Source organism: Bradyrhizobium sp. UFLA05-108 (genome assembly GCF_059803455.1).
Genome location: NZ_JBANAZ010000005.1, coordinates 62,740 through 79,159 on the forward strand (window position 1 = coordinate 62,740; position 16,420 = coordinate 79,159).

A 16,420-nucleotide genomic window follows, 5' to 3' on the forward strand; every position below is an offset into this window, starting at 1 on the left:
TCCCCTTTCATCTCTTCAAAGTTTGACCTGCTCCCTGCGAAGCACAAGCAGCCAATACATCACACCCCAGCGGCCGGCACCGCCTCGCCGTCGAGCACGCGTTTCAACCGATCCGCGTCGAGCGCGCCTTCCCATCTGGCAATCGCGATGGTCGCCACCGCGTTCCCGATCAGGTTGGTCGGTGTCAGCCCCTGCGACATCAGCCGATGGATGCCGAGCACCAGCGCGACGCTCGCGACCGGAATGGTTCCGGTCGCCGACAGCGTCGCCGCCAGGACGACGAAGGCGGCGCCCGCTATTCCCGCCGCGCCCTTGGAGGTCACGAGCAGGATCAGCAGCAGCTCGATCTGCTCGGTGAGACCGAGCGGCGTGTTGGTCGCCTGCGCCAGGAAGACCGAGGCGGCGGCGAGATAGAGGCAGGTGCCGTCGAGGTTGAACGAGTAACCCGTGGGGATCACGAGCCCTACCACGCTGCGCTCGCAACCGGCGTTTTCGAGCTTCGAGAGCATCGGCGGTAATACGGTTTCCGACGACGTCGTGGCAATGCAGATCAATAACTCTTCCCAGATGTAGCGGATCAGCTTGATGAGGCTGAAGCCGCACCAGCGCGCGACGGGACCGAGCGCAACGACGATGAACACCAGGCAGGTAAGATAGAAGCCACCGAGCAGCCTGCCCAGCGAGGCCAGCGAGCCGACGCCGAACTTGCCGACCGTGAACGCGATGGCGCCGAATGCGCCGATCGGCGCCACCCACATCACGAATCCGACGATGGCAAATACCATCTTTGAAGTGACGTCGATCAGGTTGACCAGAGGTGCTCCACGCTCGCCGAGCTGCACCAGGGCAAAACCGCACAGCACGGAGATGAACAGCACCTGGAGGATGTTGCCTTCAGCAAAGGCGCCGACGAAGGTGCCAGGAAGGATGTTCATGAGGAATGGCACGAAGCCGATTGCGCCGGTCTGCTTGACGTAGGGCTCGATCGCGCTGGTGTTGATGCTGGCAGCGTCGATGTTCATGCCGGCGCCGGGCTTCAGCAGGTTAATCGCGACAAGGCCGATCACCAGCGCGATCGTGGTCATGATCTCGAAATAGATGATCGCCTTGATGGCGACGCGGCCGACCCGTGCCATGTCGGCCATGTGCGCGATGCCGTGCACGACGGTGCAGAAGATGATCGGCGCGATCAGCATGCGGATCGCCTTGATGAAGGCGTCGCCGAGCGGCTGCATTTTTACGCCGAGATCGGGATTGACGATGCCGAGCACGATGCCGGCCGCCATGGCGAGGAGAACCTGGACCCAGAGCTCCTTCCACCAGGCGCGGCCGCGCGGCTTGTCGATCGAGAGCGCCGTCATTACCCGAACTCGAACAGGCGGGCCGGGTTGCTGACCAGGATCTGCTGCTGGAACTCCGCCTCCGGCGCGAACAGCGGAATGAGGTCTACCAGGTCGCCGTCATTCGGCATCACCTTGACATTGGGATGCGGCCAATCCGTGCCCCAGATGACGCGATCGACTGCGGTTTCCACGATCCTGCGCGCGAACGGCACGGCGTCGGTGAAAGGCGGGCCAGAGGAAGAGACGCGCTCGGAGCCGCAAATCTTCACCCAGCATTTCTCGTCGCGCTGCATCAGGTCGATCAGGATCTTGAATGGAAGCTGGTCGAGCCCCTCAGCCGCCTTCACCCGTCCCATGTGATCGATGGTATAGCGCACCGGCAGCTTTGCCAGCATGTCGGCATATTCCGGCAGGTCGATCGCGTCGAAATGCAGATCGATGTGCCAGCCGAGCGGCGCGACCATCGCGATCACCCGGTCGAACACGCTCTTGTCCGGGATGCCACCGAGATGGCGGACGAAATTGAAGCGGCAGCCGCGGAAACCGCCTTCATGTAGCGCGCGCAGGCCTCGCTCGGTGATGGTGTCGTCGATATTGGCCACCGCGCGATAGGCCCCGTTGCTCTGCGCGATCGCGTCGAGCGCAACGGTGTTGTCGGCGCCGTGCACACTGGCATTGACGATCACGGCGCGCTGGACGCCGAGTTTGGCATGCAGTGCTTTGAAATCCTCCAGCGGCGCGTCGGGCGGCGTGTAGGAGCGGTCCGGCGCGTACGGATATTTCGAGCCCGGACCGAAGATGTGGCAATGCGCGTCGCAAGCGAGCGCCGGCAGCTTGAACTTCGGCGTGCGGGTGTTCGGATCGGGCGGCGGAATGGTCGGCTTGTACATCTGGTGTCTTCAGGTGAACTTGAACAGGCGCGCGGGATTGTCGACCAGCAACTTCTGCTGGATCGCGGCGTCGGGCGCATTGTCGATGAGCTTCGAAGCCCGGCCGGCCATCGAAGCGCCCGACAAGAGTTGCAAGCAGTCCCGCCTGCTCATTCCGCATCCCCAGTCAAATGCCGCCGATTGCGGACAACGCGAGCTTTTCGCTCCTCGTCCGTCGGCAGTCGTCTACGTCTTGTTGCTTGCCGCCGCGCGCCGGCGTGCCGGTGCGGCCTGGTCGAGTGCCGGCGCCTGGAACGAGGCCACGGTCGCCTGAACGAGCTGCTCGATCGCAGCGGCCGCGTCGCTGCCGTCGGCTTCGCCGCGCGACAGGCGCGAGACGCGCTCCGGCGTCACCAGTGAGTAATAGAGCGCACCAAGCAGGAAATGGCTACGCCAGACGATCTCGGTGCGCGGCACCTGCGGCAGGCTCTCGTGGATCGCGTCGATGAAGGCGTGGCTGGTGTCGTCGAAGGTCTGCGCGATGATGCGCCGGGCCACCTCGTTGCCCTCGGCCGACATCACGGCGCGCAGCCGCGTGAACCGCGCCCCGCCGCCGGCAAGATCGCTGCCCGAGGTGAAGGCCGGCACGACATAGGCGCGCACGATTGCCTCCAGCCGGTCCTGGAGATCGCGAACGCGCCTGGCCGCGGCGAGCAGTTCGGATCGGCGGAGATTCATCGGTCCGCAGTGGCGGCGATAGATCTCGAGCAGCAGGCCATCCTTGGTCTTGAAATGATAGGTGACGCTGCCGGGGTTGGCTCCGGCGGCCTGCGCGATGTCGCGCACCGACACGGCGTTGAAGCCGTTGGTTGCGAACAACTCCTCCGCCGCAGCGAGAATCGCCTCGCGCATGTTCGGCTTGCGGGCTGTCTCTTTGCTGGTGGGCTTGCGTACCATGTTATTTGTACTATCGTACAAAAGATAAGGTCTCGTCAACAAAAACCAAAGGCGGCGCCTTGGGCGGTCCGAGACGGGCGCCCGGATGGACACTCGCCCCGAGGAGCGCTGGAAAATGCTGGGTTTCAACAAGAAAATCGGTCGTCTACTGCTGGGTACGGGCCTGATGCTGGCCGCGAACGGCGCGCAGGCCGACAATTTCCCGAGCAAGCCAGTCCACATTCTGGTGCCCTATGCCGCTGGCGGCGCCGTCGACGTGCTCGCCCGCACGATCGGCCAGGCGCTCGCCAAGAGCTGGGGCCAGCAGCCAGTGATCGACAACCGTCCCGGCGCAGGCGGCATCATCGCCTCGCAAGCGCTGACGCAGGCGCCGCCCGACGGCTACACGCTGATCCTGGTCGCCAGCGGCCATCCGCTCAACCAGTTCGTCTATCCGAGCGTGCCCTACGACACCTTCAAGGATTTCACCGCGATCAGCGAGGTCGCCTCGTCGCCGCTCGCCATCGTCGTCGCCAAGGACAGTCCGTACAAGAGCCTCGGCGATCTCCTGACTGCTGCGAAGAAGGAACCGGACAAGCTCTCCTATGGCATGTCCGGCAACGGCACCTCGGCGCATCTCGCCGGCGAGCTGTTGAAATACATGGCCGGCGTGAAGATCGTCTCTATTCCCTACAAGGGTGGCGCCCCGGCGCTGACCGCCGTGGTCGCCGGCGAAATCCCCCTCAGCCTCAACCCGCTCGCCGAGGCCATCGGCCAGCTCGAAGGCGGCCCGGTGCGGGCGCTCGCGGTGACGTCGGCGCAGCGGTCAAAGGCCCTGCCCGATGTTCCGACCGTCGCTGAGGCCGGAGTATCAGGCTACGACGTCTCGGTCTGGTGGGGTTTTCTTGGGCCGGCAAAAATGCCGCCGGAGATCGTGGTGAGGCTCGAAGCCGATTTGAAGACGGCACTGCAAGACCCGAGCGTGCTGTCGACGCTCGACAAGATCGGCGCAACGCCGGTCGGCTCGTCGTCGAAGGATTTCGATGCCTACATGCATGCCGAGGCGGCCAAATGGGAGCCGGTGCTCAAGGCGGCGAACATCCGGGCGCAATGAGATGACCGGCATTGCTCTGGCGATTCAGTTGTGCGCCCTCGCCCGCACCTTCTCCGGTGCGACGACGCGCCGGACGAACTCTGCATCGTCATCGCCTGAAGGCAGGAGGATCGCACGCTCGCGCGGCAGCGCATCGGGCAATTCGTCGCGAATGAAGGCCACGAGCTTCTCCCGGATCTCGCAGCGCAGGTCCCAGGACTGCGGAGCGTTCCGGGCGCTGACGAGAGCGCGGAGCTGAACGGTGCGGGCATCCGCATCAATCACCTGGAGATTGACCACGGCGCCGTCCCACAGCTTTGACTCCTTGACCGCCTCCTCCAGCCTGCGGCGGATGCGCGGCACGTCGGCCCGATAATCGACATACAAAGCGATGGCGCCGATCAGGGAAGCGGCGTCGCGCGTCCAGTTCTGGAACGGCTTTTCGATGAAGTAGGACAACGGCACCACCATCCGCCGCCAGTCCCACAGCCGCACCACGACGTAGGTCGAGGCGATGTCCTCGACCCAGCCCCATTCGTTTTCGATGATGACGGCGTCCTCGATGCGGATCGGCTGCGTGATCGCAATCTGCAAGCCTGCGATCAGATTGCTGAGCAGCGGCCGCGCCGCAAGACCGACGATGATACCGGCAGCGCCGGCCGAGGCGAACAGGCTGACGCCATATTGCTTGACGGAATCGAACGTCATCAACGCCGTAGAGATCGTGATCATGATGATGAGCGTATCGATCACCCGCTTGAACACCCGCACCTGCGTGACATGTTTGCGCGCGATAAAATTCTCGGTGACGTCGCGGAAGTTTTGCAGATAGCGCGCCGCCGTCATGTCGACGGCCCGGATCGAAATCCAGCCGATCAGCGCAATCACCGCCACGACGAAGACGTGCCTGAGATCAAGACGCGTTTCGTCACCGAGCGGCGCCCATGGCAGGACGAGCGCGACTGCAAGCAGGCAGAGCGCGAGCTGCGCCGGCCCTGCCGTCCGATCGAGGAACGGATTGACGAGAGGAAAGCGGCCCGCGAAGGCACGCCGCAAGAGCTGCACCGCGATCCGGTACAGGAACAACGCCGCCAGGATCGCACATGCAATGATGCTAAGGCCGACGAACCAGGGTGGAACCCACCCGAAGAGCTCATCGATCCTCGCGATGATCGGTTGTATTTCCATCCTGCCTCCGCACCGGCTTGCAACTCGGCGCTCAACGCCCAACCTTGCGCTTCGGTCCGCCTTCGGATGCAACGCAGCATTTCCGGTCGTGCAAGCAGGGCAGAATCCGGCTATCAATGGCCATGCCCCGACGCACCGGCAGCGCCGATCTTCCCCTTCACAACGGACGGGTTCCACCGTGGCTCGCAAGCCGCATGGCGTCGCTGGGCGCGATCGTCACACAGGTGATCGTGCATCACTACGGCCGCGACGAGTTCATGCAGCGGCTGTCGCATCCCTTCTGGTTCCAATCGTTCGGCGCCGTGATGGGAATGGACTGGCACTCTTCCGGCATCACCACTTCCGTGATCGGCGCCCTGAAACGCGGGCTCGCACCGCTCCAGAACGAGCTCGGCATCTATGTCTGCGGCGGCCGCGGCCAGCATTCACGGAAGACGCCGGATGAGCTTCTGACGCTCGGCGGTCGCATCGGCTTCGATGGCGTCCGGCTGACGCGCGCGAGCCGCCTCGTTGCGAAGGTCGACAGCGCGGCGGTGCAGGACGGCTTTGACCTTTATCTGCATGGCTTCTTCGTCACCGCCGACGGCAAATGGACGGTCGTGCAGCAAGGCATGAACGGCGAGAAGCGGCAGGCCCGCCGCTATCACTGGCATTCCGAGGCGCTGAAGAGCTTCGTCGATGCGCCGCACAGCGCGATCGACGGCCCCGTGCAAGGCGAGATCGTCAATCTCACCGACCACCGTGCCGACGTCTCGCGCTCAGCGCAGCTTGAGCTGCTCTCCGATCTCGGTCCCGATCGCATCGTGACCGAATTCGAACGTCTGAGCGGTGTCGAACCCGCACAAGCCATGTTGCCGCACCTCATCATGCCCGCGCATCACGATGTGCGTCCGAAAGACGTCTTCGCGCGTCGCCTGCACGGCACATTGGCTGCGGCCGCCGAGCGCGGTCCGGTCGATTTTCCAGAGCTGTTGCTGACACCCGGCGTCGGAGCGCGCACCGTGCGCTCGCTCGCGATGGTCGCCGAGGTCGTGCACGGCGCGCCCTATCGCTTCAAGGATCCGGCACGCTTCTCTCTCGCCCATGGCGGCAAGGACCGCCACCCCTTCCCCGTGCCGATCAAGGTCTATGACGAGACCATTCGCGTGCTCAAAGGCGCGATCGCGAACGCAAAGCTCGGGCGCGAAGAGGAAATGCAGGCGATCAAGCGTCTCGACGAGCAGGCGCGGCGACTGGAACGGAGCGCGCGGGGCCCATCGGTCGAGGCCTTCATTGCGGCCGAGCGCGCAGCTTCACCTCAGCTCGACGGCCGATCCGTGTTCGGCTGGGAGCGCGATCTCGTCGCGTCGGAGAAGCAGACTGGCTCGTGAGCCGCCTAGCCTTCGTCCTCCTCCTCCGCGAGCCGGTTGGCCGGGTGGTCCTGGTACTGCTCGGTCTGGATATATTTTCCGTCCATGCCGCGAATGTCGGAATGCTGCGCCTTGTCGCGGTTCGACAGGATCATGTTGTCGCCAATCTTGTCTTTCGAGACCTCCGTGAAAGCGCCGTTCCCCGCGCCCTTGCCATGCGTACCTGACCCAATATGCGTCTTGCCTCCGTTGGGCATGGATTGCTCCCTTGCTGTCCGCACCGGGGCCAACGCGTGCCCGGCGGCGATTGTTTCGTCGGCCGCGGCAAGATCGTCACCACGCGGTTCCGATACGCCGCCGGCTGGTGACGTCAATTTGCGAGCAATTGCTCGACGTCGGCCGGGCGGGATTTAGCGTGACGGTTCCCGCCGTCGTCGGCCACGACCGGCAGTTTCGCGATGGCGCGGATGCCCGGGCGCTTGCGCCAGTGAACTTGCGAAGTATCCACGGCGAGACCAAGCCGCGGCCAGCGCGTGAACAAGGCCTCAAGCGCACACGCCGCCTCGATCCGCGCGAGCTGGTGACCGAGACAGAAATGGATTCCCGTGCCGAACGAGATGTGCCGGTTGGGCCTGCGTTCGAGATCAAGCCGCTCGGGAGCATCATGCACCGAAGGATCCATGTTCGCTGCGGCCAGCATAACCATGACGCGATCGCCCTTTTTCAGGCGCACACCCTCGAGCTCGAGATCCCGCCGCACATAACGCGGCTTTGAGAATTGCACCGGCGAGACGAAGCGCAGGAATTCCTCGACGGCAAGGCTGGCGCGAGACCAATCCTCTTCCAGCCAATCGCGCAGGCCGGGATTTTTGAGGAGCTCATAGACCGAGCCGCTGATGAGGTGCGTGGTTGTCTCCGAGCCCGCTGCCAGCAACAGGAACACCATCGAAACCATCTCGCCCGGCGTGATGCGGCCGCCTTCCCGCTCGACCTGAACGAGCTCCGCAATCAGGCCTTCGCCACCTTGCGCGCGGGCGATCCGCAACTGCTCTTCGAGATAGGCACGCATCTTGCGAAACGCGAACAGCAACCGAAAGAAGCTGACGACGTTGGTCAGCGAGGACATCGCATTCGCCCAGGCGATGAATCGGGGTCGATCGGCCATCGGCAGCCCGAGCAGCTCGGAGATCACCGACAGCGGCAGGATTCGGGCGTAGCGCTGGACGAGATCGGCCGGGCTTCCCGCCGCGAACAGCTCGTCCGCGAGTCCGTCGGCGATGGCGCGGATGCGCGGCTCCATCGCGACGATCGCGCGGCGGCGGAAGGCTTCGTCGACGATGCTGCGCAGCCGCGTGTGATCCGGCTCGTCCATCGTCAGCATGTTGCTAGCAATGGTCGTAACGAGTTTCGGCATCCACCAGCGCAGCCCTGCGACCTTGCCGTCCTCCCTGCGCAGCGTGAACGTCGCGCCGTCCTTGAGAACCTGCGCCGTCGCATCGTGGGTGGTGGTGACCCAGACATCGCCGATGAGCGGAAAACGGGTCGCGACCACGGGCCCGCAGGCGCGCAGCTTCGCGATTCCCTTGGGCGGGTCGCGAAAGAAGGCGTCGCTGGTGAAATCGATGCGCGGTGTCATGGGTCACCGCCCCTGTTGATGGCGCCTCACCAGATGGTATGCGCAATGGCCGGCGCAAGGGCCGGAACATCGATCAAAAGATGGCGATCAGCCGCGCCCCTGCGAACGCGGCCCCGATTTGCGCTGGTTGGTGTAGGCGTCCCAATGGCTCCAGCTCCCGTTGCTGAGGCTTTGCAGGTCGGTCGCCAGCGGGCGGCGCGTACGCTTTTCGTAGTCGGCAATCGTGCGTTCGGATTGCGCTATCTTGCGCTTGAGCTCGACAATCGCCTTCTGGGTCTGGCCGTTGCGCTTGGATGATGCGACCTCGCCCATCATGAAGCGCGCGGTCTCGAGCGCTTTCAACTCGGCGCGGTTCTTCTTCACCTGAACCCGGTGCCAGGCGATGTTGCTGTCGTTGTCCGCAACCATGTAGGAACTCCGCTGATTCGGCGCTCCCATAGTATCGCCTGCAGAATCGGCGCCGCAACGGGCGCCGGGCGGCGAAAATGCGGCTTTATTGCGCGGCTGAAACCGGGCTTACCGCTCGGCAAAGGCCTTTTCGACCACGAATTGCGCCGGCTCGCCGTGGTTGCCCTCGACGAAGCCGCGCTCCGTCAGCAGCATCCGGGTGTCAGCGACCAGCGCCGGACTGCCGCAGATCATGACGCGGTCGTGGGCCGCCTCAATCGGCGGCAGGCCGATGTCGCCGAACAGCTTGCCCGAGGTGATGAGGTCGGTGATGCGGCCGCGGTTACGGAAGGGATCGCGGGTGACGGTCGGATAGTAGATCAGCTGGTTGCGGATGTAGTCGCCAAGCAGCTCATCGTTCGGCAGCTTCTCGGTGATCATCTCGCCATAGGCGAGCTCTCTCACGTGCCGGCAGCCATGCAGGAGCACCACCTTCTCGAACCGCTCATAGGTCTCGGGGTCCTTGACCACGCTCAGGAACGGCGCGAGGCCCGTGCCGGTTCCGATGAGGTAGAGGTTGCGGCCCTCTTCCAGATTGTCGATCACCAGTGTGCCGGTGGCCTTGCGGCTGACGATGATCTCGTCGCCTTCCTTCAGATGCTGCAAACGCGAGGTCAGCGGGCCGTCCGGCACCTTGATCGAGAAGAATTCGAGCGTGTCCTCGTAGTTGGCGCTGGCGACGCTATAGGCCCGGAGCAGCGGCTTCTCACCGAGCTTGAGCCCGATCATCGTGAACTCGCCGTTGCGGAAGCGGAAGGTCGGGCTGCGCGTGGTCTTGAAGCTGAACAGCGTGTCGGTCCAGTGGTGGACGCTGAGGACGCTTTCCTGGTTAAAATTGCTCATCTCATCTTCCCTTGCCGGTGCGCGGGCGACTGTCAGCTATGCGTCATTCGTATACGATTGTTCGTATACAAATGAATAATCCGGCTTGATCCTTTGGTCAAGGCTGCTCAAGATCGCGAGCGTTGCAGTTAGGAATGAGGAGCCTTTCCATGGCGCATGACGCACCCCAGGCCACCGGGCCTTCGAAGCTCGTGATCCGCAATATCGGCCTGATGCTATCGGGCGCCCTGGAGAAGCCGATCCTGGATGGCGACACCATCGTCGCCGAGAACGGCAAGATCACCGCGATCGGCCGGTTCAAGGACGTCAACACGGACGGTGCGACCACCATCGTCGACGCCAACGGCACCACGGTCGCACCGGGGCTGATCGACAGCCACGTGCACCCCGTCGCCGGCGACTGGACGCCTCGGCAGAACCAGATCAACTGGATCGACAGCTACCTGCATGGCGGCGTCACCACCATGATCTCGGCCGGCGAAGTGCACATGCCCGGCCGCCCCCGCGACGTCGTCGGCCTGAAGGCCATGGCGATCTTTGCCCAGCGCGCGTTCTGGACGCTGCGGCCGGGCGGCGTGAAGGTTCACGCAGGTGCACCCGTCATCGAATGCGAGATGGTCGAGGAGGATTTCAAGGAGATGGCCGCGGCTGGCGTCAAGCTGCTCGGCGAGGTCGGTCTTGGCGGCGTCAAGGACGGTCCCACGGCGCGCAAGATGGTCGGCTGGGCGCGCAAATACGGCATCCAGAGCACGATCCACACCGGCGGCCCCTCCATCCCCGGCTCCGGCCTGATCGACAAGGACGTGGTCCTCGAGGCCGACACCGACGTGATCGGCCACATCAATGGCGGCCACACCGCGCTGCCCGACGACCAGATCCGCTGCATCTGCGAGGGCTGCAAGCGCGGCCTCGAGCTCGTGCACAATGGCAACGAGCGCTCTGCACTATACACGCTGCGCACCGCGCGCGAGATGGGCGATTTACACCGCGTCATCCTCGGCACCGACGCGCCGGCCGGCTCCGGCGTGCAGCCACTCGGCATTTTGCGCATGGTCTCGATGTTGTCCTCGCTCGGCGAGCTGCCGGCCGAGATCGCGTTCTGCCTTGCGACCGGCAACACGGCGCGGATGCGCGAGCTCGATTGCGGCCTCATTGAAGTGGGCCGCTCGGCCGATTTCGTCATCATGGACAAGGCGCAGCATTCGCCCGGCAAGAACATCCTTGAGAGCGTGCAGCTCGGCGACCTCCCCGGCATCGGCATGACCATCATCGACGGCATCGTCCGCACCCAGCGCAGCCGCAACACCCCACCCGCAGGCAAGGTGCCGGAGGTGGTGGGGAAGTAACGCCACCTAAACGGCATCGTAGGGTGGGCAAAGGCGCAAAGCGCCGTGCCCACCACTTCTGTTTATTTCAGAAAGAACTGGTGGGCACGCTTCGCTTTGCCCACCCTACAGCACTTTGCCCACCCTATGAGACCGAATTCACCTCAACTTGTTCAGCAACCCCATCAGCAGCTCGCGCTCCTTCGCGTCGAGCGGCGCCAGTGTCTCACGCGTAATCGCGAGCGCATTCGGCGCAACCTTTTCAGCGAGCTGCTGACCGGCGCGTGTGAGGCTGACGAGCAGCCGCCGGCCGTCTTCCGGATCCTGGCTCGTCTCCGTCAGTCCGCGCGCGCTGAGCCGGTCGATCACGCCCTTGATGGTCGCGACATCCATCGCCGTGAGGCGCCCAAGCTGGTTCTGCGAGCATGGCCCGGTCTCGGCAAGCTTCGACAGCGCCGCCCACTGCGTCGGCGTCAGATTGGTGCCGATGTCGCGGGCAAAGATCGCGCTATGACGCTGCCAGACCTGGCGCAAGATGAAGCCGACCTGCTCATCGAGCACATAGGGTGGCCTGGCCTGCCTGATGCTCTTCTTGGCTGCGACGCCCCTCGCCATTCCCGCCCCTTTACAATGACAGATGTGCGTCGCGGATATCCGGGCGCGCATCGAGCTCGGCCATCGTACCACCGAAACAGATTCGGCCACGCTCGATGATATAGGCACGATCGGAGATCAGCTTTGCAAAATGCAGGTTCTGCTCGGAAACGACAATGCTGACGCCTTCCTTCTTCATGGTCAGGATTGCATCGACCATCTGCTCCACGATCTTGGGCGACAGCCCCTCTGACGGCTCGTCCAAAAGCACCAGCGACGGATTGCCCATCAGCGTGCGGGCAATGGTCAGCATCTGCTGCTCGCCGCCGCTCATGCGGCCACCCGGCCGGTTGCCCATCTCGTTCAGATTCGGGAATAGCGTGAACAGCTTTTCGCGCGTCCAGTATGGCGCGTTCGACCGTTTCGGCTGACGGCCGACCTCTAGATTCTCCTCGACCGTGAGGTCGGTGAAGATGCGGCGCTCCTCCGGCACGTAGCCGAGCCCGCTGCGCACAATCTCATGCGTCGGCCGGGCCGAGACGTCCTTGCCTTCGAACATGATGCGACCCGAGCGCTGCGCGACTAGGCCGACGATGGAGCGGAACGTCGTTGATTTGCCGGCGCCGTTTCGGCCCAGCAGCGCAACCACCTCACCGTCGCCGACCTCGAGGGCGATGTCGAACAGGATATGCGCCGGACCGTAATGGCTGTTGAGCCCCTCGACCGTGAGCTTCATGTTGAGGCCCCCTCGCGATGACGGGCATCGTAGACGAGGCCCTCGCCGAGATAGACTGCCTGCACCTGCGGGTTGCCTCGCACCTCCGTCGGCGATCCTTCGGCAATCAGTGTGCCGCGGTTGAGCACGATGATGCGGTCGGCATGCTCGAAGACGACATCCATGTCGTGCTCGGTAAACAGCACGCCAATGGATTCCTCCCGCGCGATGCGCGCGGTGAGCCGCATCAGGTCGGTGCGCTCGCGTGGCGCCATGCCGGCGGTCGGCTCGTCCATCAGCAGGAGCTTTGGCTGATTGGCGAGCGCAATCGCAAGCTCGAGCCGCTTGAGGTCGCCATAGGCGAGCTCGCCGCAGGGACGATCCGCATAGCCGCCCATGCCGACGAGCTCCAGGAGGCGCACGGCCTCGTCGCGGTCGAAGCGCGGTGCCGAGCCCCAGAGATTGAGCAATTGCTTTTCGTGCGAGATCAGCGCGACCTGCACGTTCTCGCGCACTGTCATGGTGGCGAAGGTCGCCGTGATCTGGAAGGTGCGGCCGACCCCGAGCCGCCAGACCTCGCGCGGCTTCTTGCCCGTCGTATCCTCGCCGAGCAGGCGGATGCGCCCGGCGTCCGGCGTGTTCTGGCCGTTGAGCATGTCAAAGCAGGTGCTCTTGCCCGCGCCGTTGGGACCGATCAGTGCCAGGATCTCGCCGGCACGCAGCTCGAACGAGACGCCGCGCACTGCGTGAATGCCGCCATAGGACTTGGTCAGGCCTTCGACCGCGAGAAGTGTGGGTGCGACGCTCATTCGGTGGACCCGATCGGTTTGGCGAGCATTGTCGAGCCCGGCGGCGAGGATCCCTTGCGCCGCTGCGCAAGCATTTCCAGCATGCCGACAATCCCTTTCGGGAAGACGACCACGATCAGCACGATGAAAGCGCCGAGCACGAGCTTTGACAGGTCGGTCTGGCTGACGAGCCAGATGTTGAGCGCCTTGTAGACGATCGCGCCGATCACTGCGCCCGACACCGTCTCGACGCCGCCGAGCAGCACCATGACGAGCGCATCGACCGACAGCGAGATGCCGAGATTATCCGGGAAGACGCTGCCCTTCAGGTATGCAAACAGCGCACCACCGATGCCGGCCGTGGTTCCCGCAATGACGAAGGCCGTCCACTGCATGCGCTTGACGTTGATGCCGATCGCCTCGCTGCGCAATGCGGAGTCCCGCGTGGCCCTAAGTGCGTAGCCGAACGGTGAGAACACCGCGATGCGTAGTGCGATCGTCACCAGCGCGGCAACGCCGAGCGCCAGCCAGTAGAAATGCGACGGGCTCGCCGCCCATTTTTCCGGCCAGACGCCCAGAATGCCGTTGTCGCCGCCGGTGACGCTGACCCACTGGAACGCGATCGACCATACGATCTGCGCGAAGGCGAGCGTCAGCATCGCGAAATAGACGCCGGAGAGCTGCACGGCGAAGAAGCCGAACACGGCGGCACCGAGGCAGCCGAGCAGCGGCCCTAGCAGCAGGCAGACGATCATCGGCAGGCCCGCCATCTTGGCGAGGAACGCGACGCCATAGGCGCCGAGGCCGAAATACGCCGCGTGCCCAAAGGACGCGAGACCGCCGACCGCCATCAGAAAATGCAAGCTGACGGCGAAGATCACGAAGATCGCGATCTCCGAGCCGACTGTCAGCGCATAATTGCCGGCGAACAGCGGCAGTGCTGCCGCGACGACGAGTGCGGCAACCGTAGCCAGCCGCTCGTTCGACGTCAGTGGCCGCCAGGGATTGACCGTGAGACCCGGCGTGCGGCGCGCGGGCGCCTCAGGCCTGCCGAACAGGCCCCAGGGACGTACGATCAGCACCACCGCCATCACCAGGAAGACCAGGATGATGGAAATCTTCGGGAAGATCAGGATACCGAAGGCGTTGAGCTCGGACACCAGCACCGCCGCGACAAAGGCGCCCACGATGCTGCCGAGACCGCCGATCACGACGACGACGAAGACCTCGACGATGATGCGCAGATCCATGGCGTGATGCACGGCGTCGCGCGGGATTTGCAGCGCGCCGCCAAGCGCTGCGAGGAAGACGCCGACCGCGAACACCGACGTGAACAGCCATTTCTGATTGACGCCGAGCGCCGCGACCATGTCGCGGTCCTGCGTCGCCGCGCGCACCAGAACGCCCCACCGGGTGCGCTGGAACAACAGCCAAAGGATGCCGAGCACGACCGGGCCAAGCACGATCAGGAACAGGTCGTAACTCGGGATGTTCTGGCCAAAGAAATCGACCGCGCCCTTGAAGCCCGGCGCGCGGCGGCCGAGCAGATCGTCGGGGCCCCAGATGAGGACGACGAGATCCTCGACCATCAGCGTCAGGCCGAAGGTCGCGAGCAACTGGAACAGCTCGGGCGCGTGATAGATACGCCGGAGCAGCACCATCTCGACGAGGACACCGATCAGCGCCACCGCGAGCGCGGCGATCACGATACCGCCCCAGAAGCCGAACGCGCCAGAGAGGCGATCCGTCAGCGTGAAGGCGATGTAGGCACCGACCATGTAGAACGCGCCGTGCGCAAAGTTCACGATCCGCGTCACGCCGAAGATGATCGACAGGCCCGAGGCCACCAGGAACAGCGACGCTGCGCTGGCGAGTCCAGTCAGAAACTGTACGACGTAAAAGGCCATCGGCGGTCCGGGTTGGGTTTCAGTGCGCTCCCCGCGCAGGGAGCGATAACTTCGTAGGGTGGGTTAGCGAAGCGTAACCCACCACTTTCCTCGCCGCGGGATAGACCGTGGTGGGTTACGCCTTCGGCTAACCCACCCTACGGCAGCGGCAAAACTTCAATCCTTTGGCCGCAGTTTCTCGACTTCGGCATCACTCGGCAGATAGTCCGCGCCTTTCTTGTAGGACGAATCCACCATCACGCCCTTGCCATCCTTCAGCGCGGTCTTGCCGACGAAGGCACCAAGCGTCGACTGGTGATCGATCTGGCGGAAGGTGATCTCTCCAAAGGGCGAGCCCACAGAGAGACCTTCCGCCGCCGCGATCAGCTTCTCCGGATCGGTCGAACCGGCCTTCGCCAGGATCGCCGCCGCCGACTTGATGGTCTGGTAGCCAACGATCGAGCCGAGGCGCGGATAGTCGTTGTATTTGGCCTGGTAGGCCTTGAGGAACGCGTCGTGCTCGGGCGTTTTGATCGAGTACCAGGGATAGCCGGTAACGATCCAGCCCTCGGGCGTCTCGTCCTTGAGTGGATCGAGATATTCCGGCTCACCGGTCAGGAAGGAGACGACATCACGTCCCTTGAACAGGCCGCGCGTATTGCCTTCGCGCACGAGCTTCACGAGATCGGCGCCGAAGGTGACGTTGAGGATCGCCTCCGGATTGGCTTGGGCAACCGCCTGCACCACCGGGCCCGCATCGATCTTGCCCTGCGGCGGCCACTGCTCGTCGACCCACTGGATGTCGGGACGCTTCTCCGACATCAGCTTCTTGAACACCGCAACCGCGGACTGGCCATATTCGTAGTTCGGCGCGATCGTCGCCCAGCGTTTTGCCGGCAGCTTTGCCGCTGCTTCCACCAGCATCGCCGCCTGCATGTAGTTGGAGGGACGCAGGCGGAACGTATACTTGTTGCCCTTCGACCAGGTGACGGCATCCGTCAGCGGCTCGGCGGCGAGGAAGAACACCTTTTTCTGGTTGGCGAAATCGCTCACGGCAAGGCCGATGTTCGACAGGAACGTGCCCGCGAGCATCGCAACGCCCTCGCTCGAGACGAGCTCGTTGGCCGCGGTCTGCGCGTCGGCCGGCTTGCCGCCGTCATCCTTGGAGATCACGACGAGCTTCTTGCCGTTGATGCCGCCGGCCGCGTTGATCTCCTCGACGGCGAGCTGCCAGCCCTTGCGATAGGGCTCGGTGAATGCCGGCAACAGCGAGTAGCTGTTGATCTCGCCGATCTTGATCTCCTGCGCCGTCACCGAGCCGGCCATGCCGCCGACCAGAAGCGCAAACGCCGCGCCGACAAAACAGTTTCTTGCTCGCATCCCAACCTCCAGTTTTTTGAAGACTCAA

17 protein-coding genes are annotated in these 16,420 nt (G+C 64.2%); 3 read left to right on the plus strand and 14 right to left on the minus strand.

Annotation, left to right across the window (positions count from 1 at the left end; genetic code table 11):
* Positions 1-59: 59 nt before the first annotated feature.
* The 4 genes from dctA to SO140_RS05330 form a co-directional block, all read right to left on the minus strand.
* Entirely contained in the window at positions 60-1,361 is a 1,302-nt protein-coding gene (dctA, locus tag SO140_RS05315; RefSeq protein ID WP_449378816.1) for a C4-dicarboxylate transporter DctA, read from the minus strand.
* Positions 1,361-2,233, minus strand: coding sequence for an amidohydrolase family protein (locus SO140_RS05320; RefSeq protein WP_449378817.1), 873 nt, complete (start codon positions 2,231-2,233; stop codon positions 1,361-1,363). The genes dctA and SO140_RS05320 overlap by 1 nt, the downstream gene beginning before the upstream one ends.
* Positions 2,234-2,242: 9 nt before the next feature.
* Entirely contained in the window at positions 2,243-2,386 is a 144-nt protein-coding gene (locus SO140_RS05325; protein WP_449378818.1) for a hypothetical protein, read from the minus strand.
* Between the two features lie 72 nt (positions 2,387-2,458).
* On the minus strand, positions 2,459-3,169 hold the full coding sequence (locus SO140_RS05330) for a TetR/AcrR family transcriptional regulator (protein WP_449378819.1): 711 nt from the start codon (positions 3,167-3,169) through the stop codon (positions 2,459-2,461).
* A 115-nt stretch (positions 3,170-3,284) separates the two neighbouring features.
* Here SO140_RS05330 and SO140_RS05335 point away from each other — a divergent pair, with 115 nt between their 5' ends.
* Positions 3,285-4,262, plus strand: a complete 978-nt coding sequence (locus tag SO140_RS05335; RefSeq protein WP_449378820.1) for a tripartite tricarboxylate transporter substrate binding protein — start codon at positions 3,285-3,287, stop codon at positions 4,260-4,262.
* A gap of 24 nt (positions 4,263-4,286) precedes the next feature.
* Here SO140_RS05335 and SO140_RS05340 read toward each other — a convergent pair whose 3' ends face one another.
* On the minus strand, positions 4,287-5,429 hold the full coding sequence (locus tag SO140_RS05340; protein ID WP_449378821.1) for a mechanosensitive ion channel family protein: 1,143 nt from the start codon (positions 5,427-5,429) through the stop codon (positions 4,287-4,289).
* A gap of 122 nt (positions 5,430-5,551) precedes the next feature.
* Between SO140_RS05340 and SO140_RS05345 the strand changes: the two genes are divergently transcribed.
* Positions 5,552-6,799, plus strand: coding sequence for a DUF763 domain-containing protein (locus tag SO140_RS05345; protein ID WP_449378901.1), 1,248 nt, complete (start codon positions 5,552-5,554; stop codon positions 6,797-6,799).
* A gap of 5 nt (positions 6,800-6,804) precedes the next feature.
* On the opposite strand, the gene SO140_RS05350 is transcribed toward SO140_RS05345, so the two are convergent.
* The 4 genes from SO140_RS05350 to SO140_RS05365 all read right to left on the minus strand — a co-directional run bounded on the left by SO140_RS05350 (position 6,805) and on the right by SO140_RS05365 (position 9,704).
* The gene (locus tag SO140_RS05350; protein ID WP_449378822.1) at positions 6,805-7,035 is read right to left on the minus strand and encodes a hypothetical protein; all 231 of its coding nucleotides are present in this window, start codon (positions 7,033-7,035) and stop codon (positions 6,805-6,807) included.
* A 113-nt stretch (positions 7,036-7,148) separates the two neighbouring features.
* Positions 7,149-8,414, minus strand: a complete 1,266-nt coding sequence (locus tag SO140_RS05355; RefSeq protein WP_449378823.1) for a cytochrome P450 — start codon at positions 8,412-8,414, stop codon at positions 7,149-7,151.
* An 87-nt stretch (positions 8,415-8,501) separates the two neighbouring features.
* Entirely contained in the window at positions 8,502-8,822 is a 321-nt protein-coding gene (locus SO140_RS05360; RefSeq protein ID WP_449378824.1) for a hypothetical protein, read from the minus strand.
* A gap of 108 nt (positions 8,823-8,930) precedes the next feature.
* Complete coding sequence (locus SO140_RS05365) at positions 8,931-9,704, minus strand: ferredoxin--NADP reductase (protein WP_449378825.1); 774 nt, start codon at positions 9,702-9,704, stop codon at positions 8,931-8,933.
* A 149-nt stretch (positions 9,705-9,853) separates the two neighbouring features.
* On the opposite strand from SO140_RS05365, the gene SO140_RS05370 reads away from it, so the two are divergent.
* Positions 9,854-11,050 (plus strand): amidohydrolase family protein, encoded by a 1,197-nt coding sequence (locus SO140_RS05370; protein ID WP_449378826.1) that lies wholly within the window; start codon positions 9,854-9,856, stop codon positions 11,048-11,050.
* Positions 11,051-11,188: 138 nt separating this feature from the next.
* Here SO140_RS05370 and SO140_RS05375 read toward each other — a convergent pair whose 3' ends face one another.
* The 5 genes from SO140_RS05375 to SO140_RS05395 form a co-directional block, all read right to left on the minus strand.
* On the minus strand, positions 11,189-11,644 hold the full coding sequence (locus SO140_RS05375) for a MarR family winged helix-turn-helix transcriptional regulator (RefSeq protein WP_449378827.1): 456 nt from the start codon (positions 11,642-11,644) through the stop codon (positions 11,189-11,191).
* A 10-nt stretch (positions 11,645-11,654) separates the two neighbouring features.
* A complete protein-coding gene (locus SO140_RS05380) occupies positions 11,655-12,359 on the minus strand; it encodes an ABC transporter ATP-binding protein (protein WP_449378828.1) in 705 nt (234 codons plus the stop codon).
* Entirely contained in the window at positions 12,356-13,147 is a 792-nt protein-coding gene (locus tag SO140_RS05385) for an ABC transporter ATP-binding protein (protein WP_449378829.1), read from the minus strand. Before SO140_RS05385 ends, SO140_RS05380 begins: the two co-directional genes overlap by 4 nt.
* Complete coding sequence (locus tag SO140_RS05390) at positions 13,144-15,033, minus strand: ABC transporter permease (protein WP_449378830.1); 1,890 nt, start codon at positions 15,031-15,033, stop codon at positions 13,144-13,146. Before SO140_RS05390 ends, SO140_RS05385 begins: the two co-directional genes overlap by 4 nt.
* 156 nt (positions 15,034-15,189) lie before the next feature.
* The gene (locus SO140_RS05395; protein WP_449378831.1) at positions 15,190-16,392 is read right to left on the minus strand and encodes an ABC transporter substrate-binding protein; all 1,203 of its coding nucleotides are present in this window, start codon (positions 16,390-16,392) and stop codon (positions 15,190-15,192) included.
* Positions 16,393-16,420: the final 28 nt, after the last annotated feature.

Bases quoted from the DNA above. Each gene is read 5' to 3' on its own strand.
- dctA (WP_449378816.1), bottom strand. From the start codon at position 1,361: ATGACGGCGCTCTCGATCGACAAGCCGCGCGGCCGCGCCTGGTGGAAG.
- SO140_RS05320 (WP_449378817.1), bottom strand. From the start codon at position 2,233: ATGTACAAGCCGACCATTCCGCCGCCCGATCCGAACACCCGCACGCCG.
- SO140_RS05325 (WP_449378818.1), bottom strand. From the start codon at position 2,386: ATGAGCAGGCGGGACTGCTTGCAACTCTTGTCGGGCGCTTCGATGGCC.
- SO140_RS05330 (WP_449378819.1), bottom strand. From the start codon at position 3,169: ATGGTACGCAAGCCCACCAGCAAAGAGACAGCCCGCAAGCCGAACATG.
- SO140_RS05335 (WP_449378820.1), top strand. From the start codon at position 3,285: ATGCTGGGTTTCAACAAGAAAATCGGTCGTCTACTGCTGGGTACGGGC.
- SO140_RS05340 (WP_449378821.1), bottom strand. From the start codon at position 5,429: ATGGAAATACAACCGATCATCGCGAGGATCGATGAGCTCTTCGGGTGG.
- SO140_RS05345 (WP_449378901.1), top strand. From the start codon at position 5,552: ATGCCCCGACGCACCGGCAGCGCCGATCTTCCCCTTCACAACGGACGG.
- SO140_RS05350 (WP_449378822.1), bottom strand. From the start codon at position 7,035: ATGCCCAACGGAGGCAAGACGCATATTGGGTCAGGTACGCATGGCAAG.
- SO140_RS05355 (WP_449378823.1), bottom strand. From the start codon at position 8,414: ATGACACCGCGCATCGATTTCACCAGCGACGCCTTCTTTCGCGACCCG.
- SO140_RS05360 (WP_449378824.1), bottom strand. From the start codon at position 8,822: ATGGTTGCGGACAACGACAGCAACATCGCCTGGCACCGGGTTCAGGTG.
- SO140_RS05365 (WP_449378825.1), bottom strand. From the start codon at position 9,704: ATGAGCAATTTTAACCAGGAAAGCGTCCTCAGCGTCCACCACTGGACC.
- SO140_RS05370 (WP_449378826.1), top strand. From the start codon at position 9,854: ATGGCGCATGACGCACCCCAGGCCACCGGGCCTTCGAAGCTCGTGATC.
- SO140_RS05375 (WP_449378827.1), bottom strand. From the start codon at position 11,644: ATGGCGAGGGGCGTCGCAGCCAAGAAGAGCATCAGGCAGGCCAGGCCA.
- SO140_RS05380 (WP_449378828.1), bottom strand. From the start codon at position 12,359: ATGAAGCTCACGGTCGAGGGGCTCAACAGCCATTACGGTCCGGCGCAT.
- SO140_RS05385 (WP_449378829.1), bottom strand. From the start codon at position 13,147: ATGAGCGTCGCACCCACACTTCTCGCGGTCGAAGGCCTGACCAAGTCC.
- SO140_RS05390 (WP_449378830.1), bottom strand. From the start codon at position 15,033: ATGGCCTTTTACGTCGTACAGTTTCTGACTGGACTCGCCAGCGCAGCG.
- SO140_RS05395 (WP_449378831.1), bottom strand. From the start codon at position 16,392: ATGCGAGCAAGAAACTGTTTTGTCGGCGCGGCGTTTGCGCTTCTGGTC.